Below are 14,966 nucleotides of genomic sequence, written 5' to 3' on the forward strand. Positions count from 1 at the left end.
CATATAAAGTAAAAATATTAAATTAAACAATTTTTATCATAGAAAGTTAAGATTTACAGAAAACTCTTCACACCCTCAATTTATAATTTAACTGCTTAGAAAAAGGGAATGCTACATTTTTGTAACACTCCCTTTTTTACTTATTTGATTTTTTATTGTTTATTTTCTAAAAGATTTTTCTTTGCCACTGATAGCATAAGTTTAATTCTATTTATTTGATTTACTTCTGAATAGGCTGGGTCATAATCTATTGACACAATATTTGAATATGAATAACTTTCTTTTAATCTTTTTATCATACCCTTACCTGTTATATGATTTGGTAAGCAACCAAAAGGTTGAACACAAACTATATTAGGTACTCCATGTTCAATTAGTTCTATCATTTCTCCCATCAAGAACCAACCCTCTCCAGATTGATGACCAATTGATATAAATTTAGAAGTTTTATCAGCTATATTTCCGATAAAATCCTCTTTTTTAAATCTCTCACATCTTGCCAAAGCTCTATTTACAAATCCTGTATAGAATCCTGTTAAAGCCAAAGCAGCCTTTGTTTGAAGAGTTGCCATTTTTCCTTTAAATCTTTCCTTTAAGAAATTATCACTATAAATACAGTAGTTTATAAAACTCATAAGGCTGGAAGTTCTAGCCTCTCCACCTTCACTCTCTATAAAATCTACTATATGGTTATTAGCAAATGGACTAAATTTTACTAAAATCTCTCCAACTACTCCTACTTTTATTTTTTGTTCCCCAGTTGTTTTTATATATGAAAATTCGTCTACTATCCTATTTAAGTTATTTCTAAATTGTAAAAGTTTTCCATTTCTTATATTTGGTTTTACCTCTTCGTACCATCTATTAAAAATTTTATTTGTAATTCCTTTTACAGTTTCATAAGGTCTTATATGGTAAAGAAGTTTCATAAGAATATCCCCGTAAGAAACGGCTATCATTGTTTTATGTATAAGTTTTGGAGTAAGTTTAAATCCCTCTTGCTTTTCATATCCCACAGCATTAAGGGATAAAACTGGCACATTTGCAAATCCACTATCTCTTAGAGCTTTCTTTAAAAATCCCACATAGTTAGTAGCACGACAACTTCCACCAGTTTGAGAAATCATAACAGCAGTTCTATTTACATCATATTTACCAGATTTTAGAGCTTGAATAAGTTCCCCAATAACTAGGATTGACGGATAACAAGCATCGTTATTTACATATTGAAGTCCTGTATTTAATGCCTCCTTTGTTTCTTCCAAAATCTCCAAATTATATCCCTCAGATTTAAAAGCATCTTTTATCAAACCAAAATGGATTGGAGACATTTGAGGAGCAAGGATTGTATATTCCTCTTTCATCTTTTTAGTAAATTGATTTTTTCTATATTCTATTTTTTTCTTAACAATTTTTTTCAAAGCTCTTTTTTTGTCAGCTAGGGCTGCAAGTAAACTTCTGATTCTTATTTTTACAGCTCCCATGTTGCTAACTTCATCAATTTTTAGAATTGTATGGACTTTTCCATAGTTTGATAATATCTCTTCAACTTGGTCAGTGGTTACAGCATCTAGTCCACAGCTAAAACTATTAAGTTCTACAAGCTCAAGGTTAGGGTGTTTTCCAACAAAAGTTGCTGCTCTATAAAGTCTTGAATGGTATGTCCATTGGTCGATTACTCTTAATCCCTCTTCTAACTCTGTAAGACTTGCAACAGCATCTCCAGTTAAAACAGCAATTCCAAAAGAGTTTATAATATTTGGTATTCCGTGATGAATTTCTTTATCATTATGGTATGGTCTTCCACAAACAACTATTCCTGTTTTTCCAGTTTTTTCAAGATAAGCCATTACCTCTTTTGCTTTATTTTGCATATCACGTCTAAAGTTATATCTCTCTTCCCAAGCAGCGTCAACAGCCATCTCTGCCTCTTTTCTGCTTACACCATATTTTTTAAATTCCTCAGAAACTGTTTTATATAATACTTCTTTACTTGCCATAGAGAAGAATGGTATCATCATTTCCACTTTTTTCTCTTTTAAGATATCCAGATTATTTTTTATAACCTCCGGATAAGAGATTACTATTGGACAGTTAAATTGATTTTGAGCTTTTTTAGATTCTTTCTCTTCAAAAATAACACAAGGATAAAAAATTGTTTTTATTCCTTTTTCTATAAGATTAATTATATGTCCGTGAACCATTTTTGCTGGATAACAGATTGAGTCAGAAGAGATTGTATCCATTCCCTTTTCATATAATTTTTTTGAAGAGTCATCAGAGATAATAACTCTAAATCCAAGTTTTGTAAGAAGAGTAAACCAGAATGGATAAGAATCATAAATATTTAAAACTCTTGGGATTCCAATCTCTCCTCTTGTGGCTTTTGACGGCTCTAATGGAGTATAATTGAAAAGTCTATTATATTTATACTCAAACATATTTGGTACATCTTCTTTTTTCTTATTTCCTAGAGGTCTTTCACATCTATTTCCAGATATAAATCTTTCTCCATTTTGGAATTTATGAATTGTTAAAAGACAATTATTTCCACAGATTCCACATCTTGTAAGATTTGTTGTAGTAGAAAATCCATTTATATCTTGAAGTGATAATAGTGATGATTTTTCTAATTGGTTTTCTTCTGCATATTCTTTAGCAAGTAAACTTGCACCAAAAGCTCCCATAAGTCCAGCTATATTTGGTCTTACTACGTCTCTTTCAGATATAAGCTCGAAAGCTCTTAGAACACAGTTATTTAAAAATGTTCCCCCTTGAACAACTATTTTTTGTCCAAGCTCCTCTTTATTTTTCATTTTTATTACTTTAAACAAAGTATTTTTTACAACAGAATATGATAACCCTGCTGATATATCTCCAACATCTGCTCCGTCTTTTTGTGCTTGCTTAACTTTTGAATTCATAAACACAGTACATCTAGTACCCAAGTCTGATGGAGATTTTGATTTTATTCCAAGCTCTGCAAACTCTTGAATAGAAAGTCCCAAACTTCCAGCAAAAGTTTCCAAGAAAGAACCACAACCAGATGAACAAGCCTCGTTTAAAAGAATAGAAGTTATAACTCCATCTTTTATTTTTAAACACTTCATATCTTGCCCGCCAATATCAAGAATAAAATCTACATCTGGTGAAAAATATTTGGCTCCTCTATAATGAGCCATTGTTTCAACTATTCCCATATCAACTTTTAAAGCTGCTTTTATAAGATTTTCTCCATAACCAGTTACACAAGAACCTTTTATCGTAATTCTATCTCCCATTTTTGAATAAAGTTCTCCTAGGTTATTCAAAATATTATCTAAAGGATTTCCTTTGTTATGAGAATAATGTGAGTAAAGTATCTCATTATTTTCTGAAATAAGAACTAGTTTTATTGTTGTTGAACCAGCATCTATTCCTAAATAAGCATTTCCTTTATAATTTTCTATGTCGATTTTTTCTATTTTTTCTTTTTCATGTCTTTGGAAAAATTCTTTCTCTTCCTCTTCATTAGCAAATAGAGGTGGTAAAGTCATTGTTTCAGGAAGACCTTTATTATCTAAAATAGCTATTTTTTCTTTAAGCTCTTTTAAAGTAAACTCTTTTTTATTTTCTCTTGATAGAATACAAGCTCCACGAGCCACAAAAAGTTGTGAATTTTCAGGGAAGATTATATCCTCTTTTTCAAGTTTTAAAGTTTCTATAAATCTTTTTCTAAGTTCACTCAAAAAGAAAAGAGGTCCTCCAAGAAAAGCTACCTTTCCAGTAATTTTCTTTCCACAAGCAAGTCCTGTAATAGTTTGATTAACTACTGCTTGAAATACTGAAACTGCGATGTTTTCTTTTTTAACCCCTTCATTTACTAATGGTTGTATATCTGTTTTTGCAAAAACTCCACATCTTGACGCTATTGGATAGATTGTGTCATAACCTTTGGCTAATTCATTTAGACCCATTGCATCTGTATCCAAAAGAGATGCTATCTGGTCAACGAAAGCTCCAGTTCCACCAGCACAACTTCCATTCATTCTCTGTTCCATACCATTTTTAAGATATGTTATCTTCGCATCTTCTCCACCTAACTCTATTGCCACATCTGTTTCTGGAATTACTGTTTCGATAGCTTTTATACAAGCAATCACCTCTTGAACAAAATCCACATCAATCCACTTAGCTACTCCCATTCCTCCAGAACCAGTTACACTTATTTTAAAAGAGATTTCCTCATTAAATCTTTTTTCTATGTAAGCGAAAAAATCCTCAAAAAGTTCTTTTGAAGTCTCTCTTACATTAGAAAAGTGTCTTTGATAAACTGAATACAAAACATTGTTTTCCTCATCAAGGCAAACAATTTTAACAGTTGTAGAACCTACATCAGTTCCTAAAAATAATTTTTTCATTCGACAGTTCTCCTTGTATAAAATTTTATTTAATTGTAGTCAAAAAAATAAAATTCTATCAAATCAGCAGAATCCGTCTTTTATCCCTATCCAAAATAGTATAAAAACCTAAAATTTTATAAGCTCTCTCTACTATATTGATAATTTTTTCCATTTCAAAAATATTCTTCACCGAATCTACAAAAGGTGGTAAAGAATCTGTTTCAACAAAAATATCCATAACTTTTATTCTAGATATTCTCATTGCTAAATAATTAGAAGAAGTAGATGATTGATTTAAGAAAATCGCATTCTCCCTTTTTGTAGAAGAGTTATAGAAAGTTTTGTCATCAATATTAAAACTACTTGCAAAAGATATTGCAAGAAAAGAAAATATAAAGAATATTAAATAAGCTGCTATTCTTTTATCTCTAGCTTTCATAAAACCTCTCCTTCCTAATTATTTTTTCATTTATCCGAATTATACAATATTTTTTTTTAAAAATCAACTGGCTTTTTATAGCAAAAAAGATTGCTTCTCTCTTAATCAACATTTGAATAATTAAAATTTTTTTTGGTTTATAGAATGTGATTTTATGTTTTTGATTAATTAAGAAAACAATCTTTTTTATTTATTTTTTAACTATTAGTCATTAGCAATTTTCTTTTTTATTACTCCAAGAATTACTGCTGTAACAACTGAACCAATAACAATTGCTAAAAGATACATTACTGGATTAGTAACTACTGGTAGTACAAATAATCCTCCGTGTGGTGCTGGAAGTTGTACCCCAAATAACATTGAAAGTCCTCCAGCTATTCCAGCTCCTATTATTGATGCAGGAATTACTCTTGCTGGGTCAGCTGCTGCAAATGGGATAGCTCCTTCTGTAATAAATGAAAGTCCCATAATGTAACAAGTTTTTCCAGCATCTCTTTCATCTTTTGTAAATTTATCTTTAAAGAATGTTGTTGCAAGAGCTATTCCTAAAGGTGGTACCATTCCTCCAGCCATTACTGCTGCGTGAGGAGCATAATCTCCAGCTGTTATCATCATAATTCCAAATGTGAAAGCGGCTTTATTTATTGGACCTCCCATATCAGTTGCCATCATAGCTCCAAGAACAATTCCAAGTAAAACAAGGTTTCCAGTTCCTAAAGATTTTAAGAATTCTGTTACTCCACTATTTAATGTAGCAATAGGATCAACTATAAATCCATACATTAAAGCACCTGTTATAAATATTCCAAATAATGGATATAAAAGAACTGGTTTTAATCCTTCAAAACTATCTGGAAGTTTATTAAATAATTTTTTAAGAAGAACAATAACATATCCTCCAAGGAATCCTCCGATAAGTCCTCCTAAAAATCCTCCACCATTGTTAAGAGAGATAAGTCCTCCAACCATTGCTGGTGCAAATCCTGGTCTATCTGCAATACTCATTCCGATAAATCCTGCCATAACTGGAACCATTAAGAAGAAAGCATTTCCTCCACCAATATCATTAAGAAGTTTTGCTATTGGATTAAAGCTTGGGTCATTTGGATTAGAGGCTGTTATACCAAACATAAATGAAAGAGCTATTAAAATTCCTCCACCTACAACGAATGGTAACATATTAGAAACCCCAGACATAAGGTGTTTATAAAATCCTGTTTTTTCTTTTTTTGTTGCTACTCCTGAAGATTGTTCATTAGATTTATAAATAGGAGCTGTTTTATTTATAGCATTTTTTATAAGTTTTTCAGGATTTTTTATTCCCTCTTTAACAGGAACTATCTCTACATTTTTTCCGTCAAATCTTCCCATCTCTACATTTTTATCTGCTGCAACTATAATTCCTTTAGCATTTTTTATTTCTTCGTCTGTAAGTCTATTTTTTACACCAGTAGAACCATTTGTTTCTACTTTAATTGTTACTCCTAATTCTTTTGCTTTTTTAATTAAAGAATCAGCTGCCATATATGTATGAGCTATTCCAGTAGGACAAGCTGTAACAGCTAAAACTTCTATATTTCCATCTTGATAATTAGAGTGATTTTCCTCTTTTTCTTCTTTAACTTGACTTAATAATAAATCTAAAACTTCATCTTCTGTTTTTGCATTAAGTAAGCTTTCTCTTAAATCATCATCTAAAAGTAATGTTGTAAGCTTTGATAAAACTTCAATATGAGAATCTGTTGCGTTAGCTGGAGCAGCTATCATAAAGAATAATTTTGATGGTTCTCCGTCTAATGATTCATAGTCAACACCTTTTAATGATCTTCCAAAAGCGATACTTGGAACTTTTACAGCTTTAGTTTTAGCGTGAGGTATTGCTATCCCCTCTTCCAAACCAGTAGAACTTTGAGATTCTCTTTTTAAAATCTCTTTTTTGTACTCTTCTTTGTCATTAAGCCTACCAGCTTTGTCAAGCATATTGATTATCTCATCAATAACTTCTTCTTTTGTTTTAGATTTTAAGTTTAAGTTTATACACTCTCTTGTCAACATCTCTTCTAACATTTTTTACCCCCTACATTTTTTTTATTTTGATTTGTGACAATAAATTTTTCATACTTTCATAAGTTGTTAGCCCTTCAGAGAAAGCTGTTGAACTTCCTGAGGCTATTCCATATTTATAAGCTGTTTCTATTGGTTCATTTTTTTCTAGCCCGTATAAAAATCCTGCTACCATAGAATCTCCAGCTCCAACAGAGCTAATTAATTGACCTTTTGGTACATTTCCTCTATAAACTTTATCCTTCGTAATTAGGATAGAACCATCTTTACCTAAAGAAATCAAAACGTTTTCGCTACCCATATCTCTTAGCTTTTGTCCAGCTTTTATTATTTCTTCGTCTGTTTTATAAATTTCCCCAAAGAATTCTTGGATTTCGTCCTTATTAGGTTTTACTAAGAATATCCCTTCTTTTAAAACCTTTTTTAAAGTTTCCCCCCTCGTATCGACTATAACTTTTATATCTTTAGGTAAAGATTTTATAATTTGTACATAGATATCTTCATTAAGAGATTTTGGAACACTACCTGATAAAACAATCATATCTCCCTCTTTAATATCTTTCAAATTATCAAAAAATCTATCAAATTCAATCTTTGATATATCTGGTGATTTTCCAGCTACTTCTGTTTCACTGTTTTCAGTTTTCATCTTTATATTTATTCTTGTAGGTTCTTTAATCTCAACAAATTTTTCTTTAACTCCATTTGTTACAAGATCTTTTTTTATATACTCTCCAGTAAATCCTCCTACAAATCCTAGACAAACACTTTCAACTGAAAAGTTTTTTAAAACTTTTGATACGTTTATCCCCTTCCCACCAGGAAGTGTATAAGCTGTTTTTACTTGATTTAACCTTTCCTCTTGAAAATTATCAAGTCCAATGTAATAATCCACAGCTGGATTTAATGTTACAGTGTAAATCATCTTTTTCCTCCTAACTCTTTTGGTATATCTACATCAGAAATCAATGTTCCCTCTTCTAAATTTGCAAACTTTATAAAACTTTTTACAAAAAACTTTGTATGATCACATAGGAATAAAACTTTTTTTCCTCTTTTTAAAGCTTCTGATTTTACCAAGGCTTCTTCTGAATCTGGAGTAAAATATCCATCTTCATTTGCTCCATTTGCTCCAAGAAAAACTAAATCAAAATTAAAATTCTTAAGTCCAAACATTGCTATTCCGCCTACCATAGCTCCTGTTTTTTCCTTTAGTTTTCCACCTAAAAGATATACTTCAGCATTTTTTAATTTTAGTAACTCGTTTATATTATGAAAACTATTAGTTATAATTTTCAGTTCTTTATAGCTTGAAAGATATTTTATCAAAGCTCCTGTTGTACTTCCAGCATCTAAATATATAGTTTGTCCATCTTCTATATATTCCAAGGCTTTTTTAGCTACAATCTCTTTTTCTTCAAGGTTTATCAATTTTTTATAGCCGATATCCTCTTCTTTTGTTTCTACTAATACAGCTCCACCGTGAACTCTTTTTATTTTTTTCTTTTCTTCTAAAAAGTTAAGATCTCTTCTAGCAGTGGCTTCTGAAATTTTTAATTCTTCAACAATTTCATTAAGTTTTATATTCTTTTTTTGCTTTATTAGTTCTAAAATAAGATTATATCTTTCTACGCTTAACATCTTTATCACCTCATCTGTATAATAACACATCTTTTTCAAAAAATCAATCTTTTTCTTTCAAAAACTTTCAAATTCATTCTTATTTTTTATATATTCTCTTATTTTCTTTCAATTTCTTTCAAAAAAATTTTTATAAAAAAACCTAAAGTGTCTATCAAACACCTTAGGTTATGTTTCTAAATTATTTTATTTTTAACAAAAACTAAAATCTTATATTTTTAGCAATTGTTCCGTAAGCTATATCTTTAGCTGGTGTTATTGTTGTAACTGAATCTACATTTACTAACATATAAGTATCTGGTCTTGTTTCTACTAATAGGAAATTATCTTTTTTTTCTACTATTTTTATTCCATAGTATTTTTTTGAACCTGTCACTATATCATACTTTTCCGAATTTAATTTTTTTAATAATTCCATCATAAAACATCACTCCTTTTAGTCCATAACTACTTGATATTGTTTTATAAGAGATTCAACCTCTTCTTTATTTATCTTTTTAACTGCCATAGGTTTTTCATTAAGGAAAATTTCTATATCTTCCTCTCCTTTTAATTTGCAATATCTTGAAAATAGATTTTTTGCAAACTCAGTTTCTTCATCATTTAGATCTCCATAACCTATAATATATGGACCTCCAACTCCTTTTCCTCTGATGAAAAATTTTCCAAACCCTTTATATCCAACCATTATATCGTTGTCTTCTTTGGCTCTTCCTACAAAAAGATATTTTTTCTCTCCAAATCTAAAGAATCTTCCTCTTTTTAAAAGATAGAAAATCTCTTTGTTTTCCTCTTCTAAAAGTCCATCTTCTTCGATCATTCTAAGTCTTTTTGAATATCCAGGATCTGTTAAAAGACAACCTCCACCAGGCATAGGATAATCTTTTACACCTAACTCTTCAGCAAGTTTCATTTGAGGTTTTCTACTTCTTCCCTCAATATCAAGTAAAAGTTCTCTTTTTATAAGTCCATCTCTCTCTGGTTTACTGATTGGTAATCTTTTTGCAGAAAGTGGTCTAACTATTAAGTCTGACAGATTTGATAAAGCTTTTACTTTTTCTAGTGCTTGAGAGTTTTGTGACATAGGTCTTTGCCCTAAAACTTCACCAGATATAATAAAGTCTGCATCATATTTTTCTAATAAATCTCCTGCTACTTTAAACATCAATGCATGACAATCAATGCACGGATTCATATTTTTTCCTCTTCCATAAACAGGATTTTTCATTATTTCCATATGCTCTTTACTAAAATTTACATATTCTAACTTTACTCCAAGTTGTTTTGCCATTGCCTCAGCTTTTTCATTTTTTCCACCAAAGAAATGCGAAACAAAGTTAAGTGCTATTACTTCAATTCCTTGATTAGCTACAACTTTTATTGCTAAAGCACTATCAAGACCACCAGAGAATAAAGCCAATGCTCTAATTTTTTTATTTTCCACTATTATACTCCAACCCCTCTAAAAAATCCTTCTCTTCTTTTTTGTCCATCAAATAAAACACTTTGATTTTTTGGAACAGATACATAAACTGTTTTACTTATCTCTGTGAAACTAGCTTCTTTTACACTCATAGCTCCACTTAAAAAGTCCATAACTCTTTGAGCTGTTTCTGTATCTAACTCTTCTATATTTAGAGTAACTATTTTATTATTTCTTACATATTCAGCAATTTTTTTACTATCTTCAAATTTTTTAACTCTAACAACTATATTTTGATATCCTGAAATATCAAGATCATCTATTTCGTTTCTTCCTAAAGTTATTTTTTCTACTCTAACATCTTTATTTGGAGTTTGTTCAACCTCTTGATGTTTTTCTTCTTCCTCTTCTTTTAATAAAGTTTTATAAGTTTCTTCATAAGAAGTTGGTTCTACTTTTTTTTCTTCTTCTACAGAAACTGCTTCTTTTGTTGTTATTTCTACTTCATCATCACTATTTTTAAAATTATTTAATTCTAATCCTTGCTCTTGTTCTTTTTCATTAGTTTCATCTTCACCGAAGTTAAACCCAAATAAAAAAGTATTTAAAAATCCATTTTTTTTATTCTCCATTTTTCCTCCTTGATTATTCGTACAACTTACTTCCAATTCTAATTATAGTGGCTCCCTCTTCTAAAGCGATTTTGTAGTCACCACTCATTCCCATAGAAAGTTCTGTAAGATTATTATTAAATTTATTGTTTACACTATCTTTTATTTCTCTTAGTTTTCTAAAGCTACCTCTTATCAGATTTTCATCATCTATATTTGGAGCCATTGTCATAAGCCCACAAATATTCAGATTTTTTAATTTCACAAGTTCTGGTATATCTTTATAAAACTCTTCTAATTCGTACCCTTCCTTTGAATCCTCTCCAGAAAGATTTATCTCTATCAAAACATCTACAACTCTTCCTACTTTTTCAGCTCTTTTATTTACTTCTTCTGCCAAAGAAAGTTTATTTATAGAGTGAATCATATGGATAAAGTCTATTATATATTTTACTTTATTTTTTTGCAAGTTACCAATGAAATTCCATTGAATTTTATCTTTTTCATCCCCTAGCAACTCTAATTTTTCTTCTAAAACCTGCACCCTATTTTCTCCAAAAGAAAAAATTCCATTTTTCATAAGCTCCTCTAATTTTTCCTTTGTAACAATAGGATATTTTGTCACAGCCACAAGTTTTACTCTCTCTGGGTAAATGGAATATTTTTTTATATCCTCCAAAACCTCTTGTACATTTTCTGTAACTGAACTCATCTTAACACCTCTTTCACCAACCATCTCATATCTAGTATTTTATATAAACTCTTCAAAGACTTCATTGGCTAAAAATAATCCTTTTTCAGTCAAAATATATCTATCTTCATTTTTTATTTTTTTCTCTGTTATATAACCATTTTTTTTAAGGGATTCATATTTCTTTTGATATTTTCCCTCATTACTTTGACTAATTCCCTCTTCCAAAAGTCTAAGCCCTAAAATATGTTTATATTCCTCTTTTAAAATTTCATCAACTATTTCTTCTTCCATTTTTGGAAATCTCTTTTCTTCTAAGAATTTAAAATATTCTTTAAAGTCACTGGTATTTTTATATCTCACACTATCTATATAACCTGAGGCACCAAGTCCAACCCCAATATATTCTCTATTTCTCCAATATTTTGTGTTGTGCCTTGACTCTCTCCCCTCCTTACAAAAATTAGAAATTTCATAGTGGTGGTATCCATTTTTCTTGCTACTATCTATAATTAACTTATACATATCAGCCTCAATATCATTATCTGTTTCGTGATATTCTCCTGATAAAAGTTTTTCATAAAAAGGTGTTCCCTCTTCCCAAATAAGTGAATATATAGAAAAATGTTCTGGATTTAATTTAAATACCATTTTCAGATCCTCTTTTAAGTCTTCGATTTTTTGTTCTGGCAACGAAAACATAAGATCTATCGATATATTTTTAAATCCAATCTCTCTAGCTAAATTATAAGTATTTATTCCTTCATCTTTCGAATGGATTCTTCCAAGTTTTTTTAAGAAAGTTTCATTAAAAGATTGTATTCCAATACTTAAACGATTTATTCCTGCCTCTTTTAGTTGCTCTAGCTTTTCTTTATCAACTGTTTTTGGATTTACTTCCAGAGTTATCTCTGTTGTTTCGTCAAAATCTAACTCTTTTAAGATTTTCTTCACTTGATAAGATTCCAAAAGAGATGGAGTTCCCCCACCGAAATATATTGTATCATATTTCACCTTTGGATATAATCTTATTTCATCTATAATTTTATTTATATATTCCTCTCTCTCAGATTCTGTGCTTTGAAAAGATAAAAAATCACAGTATCCACATTTTTTTACACAGAAAGGAATATGAATATATATTGCATCTACCAAAATTTTTCCTCCGTATTTTGAAATAAAATCCCCCTTATACTTTTAAATATTATAGCATAAAAAAATTATCTTTGCTAAATTTATTTCAAAAAATAGTTATTATTTTGTAGTATAATAAAATTATATGGATTTTAATGAAAAAATAGATAAAATATGTTAAAATAGTGGCATAGGACAAATATTAAGGAGGAACAATTATGCTAGAAGTTGGAATAAAAGCACCTGAATTTTCTTTACCAGATCAAAATGGAGAATTACATAAATTAAGTGATTATCTAGGAAAAAAAGTTATCTTATATTTCTATCCAAAGGATAATACTCCCGGTTGTACAAAACAAGCTTGTGGTTATTCTGAAAGATATCCTGAGTTTTTAGAAAAAAATGTTGAAATAATCGGTATCAGTAAAGATACTGTGGCATCTCACAAAAGATTTGAAGAAAAACAAAATCTTAAAATCACTATCCTTGCTGATCCAGAACTTGAAGTTATAAAAACTTATGATGTGTGGAAAGAGAAAAAACTTTATGGAAAAGTTTCTATGGGAGTAGTTCGTACTACTTATCTAATTGATGAAAATGGAATTATTATAAAAGCAAACGATAAAGTAAAAGCAGCTGATGACCCTGAAAAAATGCTTGGTGAAATATAATGAGAATAATTATTTCTCCAGCTAAAAATATGTCACAAAATAATAAGGAGTTAGAATATAATAGTTTGCCTATTTTTCTAGAGGATACAAAAAAGATATTATCTACTCTAAGAGAAAAAAATCAGTCTGAACTTCAAAATATATGGAAGTGTAACGATAAACTTTTAGAGGAAAATATCCAAAGAATAAAAAATATGGATTTATCTAAAAATCTTAATCCAGCAATACTAACTTATGAGGGAATGGTATTTAAACATCTTATTCCTGCTGTTTTAGAAGATAATAATATAGAATATCTTCAAAAAAATTTAAGGATTCTTTCTGGATTTTATGGAGTTTTAAAACCTTTAGATGGAATTACCCCATACCGTCTTGAAATGCAATCAAAATTAAAAATAGATAGTTTTAAAAATCTTTATGATTTTTGGGAAGATAAGATTTATAGAGAAATTTTAGATGAAAGTAAAATTATTATAAATCTTGCATCAAAAGAGTATACTAAAGCTATTGAAAAATTTTTAAGTAAAGACATTCTTTTTATTACTTGCTCCTTTGTTGAAAAATCTGGAGATAAATTAGTTACAAAAGGAACTTACTCTAAAATAGCTAGGGGAGAGATGGCTAGATTTATAGCAAAACATAATATTGAAAATCCAGAAGAATTAAAAAAATTTAACGAACTTGGGTATATCTTTAGAGAGGATTTATCTTCTGAAACTGAATATATTTTCGAAAGAATTTATTAAAATACAAAATAAAAGTAAGAGCTTATTTTTTTAACTAACTCTTACTTTTTTAATTGACTTATTTTATTTTCTTATAATAAGTTGCTGGACCTTTTCCAACTTTTTCTATCAATCCTTTCTCTTGTAAAATATTTAAAGTTTTTCTTATCATTCTTTCGCTAAACGACAATTTGTCTTGTATATATTTTCTTGTTGTTCTATCTTTTATTATTTCAAAGACTTTTAGCTCTGTATCAGATAAATTATTTTTATCCGGCACTATCCGGCACTAATCCGGCACTATCCGGCACAATTATATTATCTCAAATTTCTTTAATGCTTTATAAATTCCCTCATCATCAACACTTTCTGTTACATAGTCAGCAGATTTTTTTACATTATCCTCTGCATTTCCCATTGCCACACCGATTTTTACAAATTCAAGCATTTCAATATCATTTCCACCGTCACCAAAAGCCATTGTTTCCTCTTGAGAGATTCCCAAATAATCTATCATTTTTTTAATTCCTACACCTTTTCCACCATCACTTGGGATAACATCAACAAAAAGTTTATTCCATCTAACAGCTCTACATTTTGGCATATTTTCAAAATAATCTTTTTCTTCATCTTCATTTATATAGGCACAAAGTTGATAAGTTTCATTTTCTAAAGAACGTCTTGGGTCTTCAATAGGTGTAGGTTTAAATGTACTTCCTAAAAATTTACGAAGTTCAATAACTCTTTCATTTACAAAATTTGTGTACATATAATCAAGTTCTACAAACTCACAAGATATTTTTTCTTTTTCTAAATATGGTATTATTGATTCTAAAGATTCTTTTGGCAGTGTCATACTGTGGATTACTTTATCTTCTACCACACAATATTGACCATTTAACATAACATATCCATCAAACTCAAATCCTAAAGTTTTTTTCACAATCTCAAAAGTTTTTGGAGATCTCCCAGTAGCTATAAAAAGTTTTATCCCTTTTTTTCTAGCCTCTTCCAAAGCCTCTTTTGTTTTTTCTGACATAGCATGCGTTTTAAAACTTAAAAGAGTTCCATCAACATCAAAAAAAATACTTTTTATCATAATCTATTTTCTCCTCGTATAATATTTATATAATAATTTTTTAATTATTAAGCTATTTTAATTTTTATGTAATATACTGTTATTAG

At 29.4% G+C, this 14,966-nt stretch carries 14 protein-coding genes; 2 read left to right on the plus strand and 12 right to left on the minus strand.

Annotated elements, in window-relative coordinates:
- Nucleotides 1-152: 152 nt before the first annotated feature.
- The 10 genes from I6E15_RS08975 to hemW all read right to left on the minus strand — a co-directional run bounded on the left by I6E15_RS08975 (nt 153) and on the right by hemW (nt 12,406).
- Nucleotides 153-4,400, minus strand: a complete 4,248-nt coding sequence (locus tag I6E15_RS08975; protein ID WP_235247466.1) for a 2-hydroxyacyl-CoA dehydratase — start codon at nt 4,398-4,400, stop codon at nt 153-155.
- 58 nt (nt 4,401-4,458) lie between these two features.
- A complete protein-coding gene (locus tag I6E15_RS08980) occupies nt 4,459-4,821 on the minus strand; it encodes a hypothetical protein (RefSeq protein ID WP_235247467.1) in 363 nt (120 codons plus the stop codon).
- Between the two features lie 204 nt (nt 4,822-5,025).
- On the minus strand, nt 5,026-6,888 hold the full coding sequence (locus I6E15_RS08985) for a PTS fructose transporter subunit IIABC (protein ID WP_235247468.1): 1,863 nt from the start codon (nt 6,886-6,888) through the stop codon (nt 5,026-5,028).
- A 10-nt stretch (nt 6,889-6,898) separates the two neighbouring features.
- Nucleotides 6,899-7,810: a 1-phosphofructokinase gene (gene pfkB, locus I6E15_RS08990; protein WP_235247469.1), complete on the minus strand. Its 912-nt coding sequence runs from the start codon at nt 7,808-7,810 to the stop codon at nt 6,899-6,901.
- Entirely contained in the window at nt 7,807-8,526 is a 720-nt protein-coding gene (locus I6E15_RS08995; RefSeq protein ID WP_235247470.1) for a DeoR/GlpR family DNA-binding transcription regulator, read from the minus strand. Before I6E15_RS08995 ends, pfkB begins: the two co-directional genes overlap by 4 nt.
- Nucleotides 8,527-8,728: 202 nt before the next feature.
- Nucleotides 8,729-8,947 carry a hypothetical protein gene (locus tag I6E15_RS09000; protein WP_177161527.1) on the minus strand — a complete coding sequence of 73 codons (219 nt, stop codon included), beginning with the start codon at nt 8,945-8,947 and terminating at the stop codon, nt 8,729-8,731.
- Nucleotides 8,948-8,962: 15 nt separating this feature from the next.
- Nucleotides 8,963-9,970, minus strand: a complete 1,008-nt coding sequence (locus tag I6E15_RS09005; RefSeq protein WP_235247471.1) for a 7-cyano-7-deazaguanine synthase — start codon at nt 9,968-9,970, stop codon at nt 8,963-8,965.
- A gap of 2 nt (nt 9,971-9,972) precedes the next feature.
- Nucleotides 9,973-10,581: a cell division protein SepF gene (locus I6E15_RS09010; protein ID WP_235247472.1), complete on the minus strand. Its 609-nt coding sequence runs from the start codon at nt 10,579-10,581 to the stop codon at nt 9,973-9,975.
- A 13-nt stretch (nt 10,582-10,594) separates the two neighbouring features.
- Nucleotides 10,595-11,272 carry a YggS family pyridoxal phosphate-dependent enzyme gene (locus I6E15_RS09015; RefSeq protein WP_235247473.1) on the minus strand — a complete coding sequence of 226 codons (678 nt, stop codon included), beginning with the start codon at nt 11,270-11,272 and terminating at the stop codon, nt 10,595-10,597.
- A gap of 39 nt (nt 11,273-11,311) precedes the next feature.
- Nucleotides 11,312-12,406 carry a radical SAM family heme chaperone HemW gene (hemW, locus tag I6E15_RS09020; RefSeq protein WP_235247474.1) on the minus strand — a complete coding sequence of 365 codons (1,095 nt, stop codon included), beginning with the start codon at nt 12,404-12,406 and terminating at the stop codon, nt 11,312-11,314.
- A 197-nt stretch (nt 12,407-12,603) separates the two neighbouring features.
- Between hemW and bcp the strand changes: the two genes are divergently transcribed.
- Both bcp and yaaA read left to right on the plus strand, forming a co-directional pair.
- Nucleotides 12,604-13,056: a thioredoxin-dependent thiol peroxidase gene (gene bcp, locus I6E15_RS09025; RefSeq protein WP_235247475.1), complete on the plus strand. Its 453-nt coding sequence runs from the start codon at nt 12,604-12,606 to the stop codon at nt 13,054-13,056.
- Nucleotides 13,056-13,802, plus strand: a complete 747-nt coding sequence (yaaA, locus tag I6E15_RS09030) for a peroxide stress protein YaaA (protein WP_235247476.1) — start codon at nt 13,056-13,058, stop codon at nt 13,800-13,802. Before bcp ends, yaaA begins: the two co-directional genes overlap by 1 nt.
- A 58-nt stretch (nt 13,803-13,860) precedes the next feature.
- Here yaaA and I6E15_RS09035 read toward each other — a convergent pair whose 3' ends face one another.
- Together I6E15_RS09035 and I6E15_RS09040 are read right to left on the minus strand one after the other, a co-directional pair.
- Nucleotides 13,861-14,061: a hypothetical protein gene (locus I6E15_RS09035; protein WP_235247477.1), complete on the minus strand. Its 201-nt coding sequence runs from the start codon at nt 14,059-14,061 to the stop codon at nt 13,861-13,863.
- 33 nt (nt 14,062-14,094) lie between these two features.
- On the minus strand, nt 14,095-14,880 hold the full coding sequence (locus I6E15_RS09040) for a Cof-type HAD-IIB family hydrolase (RefSeq protein ID WP_235247478.1): 786 nt from the start codon (nt 14,878-14,880) through the stop codon (nt 14,095-14,097).
- Between the last annotated feature and the right edge of the window lie 86 nt (nt 14,881-14,966).

Origin of the sequence: Fusobacterium perfoetens (assembly GCF_021531475.1) — a bacterium.
Lineage (GTDB): Bacteria > Fusobacteriota > Fusobacteriia > Fusobacteriales > Fusobacteriaceae > Fusobacterium_B.

Excerpts from the sequence above, each read along its gene's own strand:
- I6E15_RS08975 (WP_235247466.1), bottom strand. The coding sequence starts at position 4,400 with ATGAAAAAATTATTTTTAGGAACTGATGTAGGTTCTACAACTGTTAAA.
- I6E15_RS08980 (WP_235247467.1), bottom strand. The coding sequence starts at position 4,821 with ATGAAAGCTAGAGATAAAAGAATAGCAGCTTATTTAATATTCTTTATA.
- I6E15_RS08985 (WP_235247468.1), bottom strand. The coding sequence starts at position 6,888 with ATGTTAGAAGAGATGTTGACAAGAGAGTGTATAAACTTAAACTTAAAA.
- pfkB (WP_235247469.1), bottom strand. The coding sequence starts at position 7,810 with ATGATTTACACTGTAACATTAAATCCAGCTGTGGATTATTACATTGGA.
- I6E15_RS08995 (WP_235247470.1), bottom strand. The coding sequence starts at position 8,526 with ATGTTAAGCGTAGAAAGATATAATCTTATTTTAGAACTAATAAAGCAA.
- I6E15_RS09000 (WP_177161527.1), bottom strand. The coding sequence starts at position 8,947 with ATGATGGAATTATTAAAAAAATTAAATTCGGAAAAGTATGATATAGTG.
- I6E15_RS09010 (WP_235247472.1), bottom strand. The coding sequence starts at position 10,581 with ATGGAGAATAAAAAAAATGGATTTTTAAATACTTTTTTATTTGGGTTT.
- I6E15_RS09015 (WP_235247473.1), bottom strand. The coding sequence starts at position 11,272 with ATGAGTTCAGTTACAGAAAATGTACAAGAGGTTTTGGAGGATATAAAA.
- bcp (WP_235247475.1), top strand. The coding sequence starts at position 12,604 with ATGCTAGAAGTTGGAATAAAAGCACCTGAATTTTCTTTACCAGATCAA.
- yaaA (WP_235247476.1), top strand. The coding sequence starts at position 13,056 with ATGAGAATAATTATTTCTCCAGCTAAAAATATGTCACAAAATAATAAG.
- I6E15_RS09040 (WP_235247478.1), bottom strand. The coding sequence starts at position 14,880 with ATGATAAAAAGTATTTTTTTTGATGTTGATGGAACTCTTTTAAGTTTT.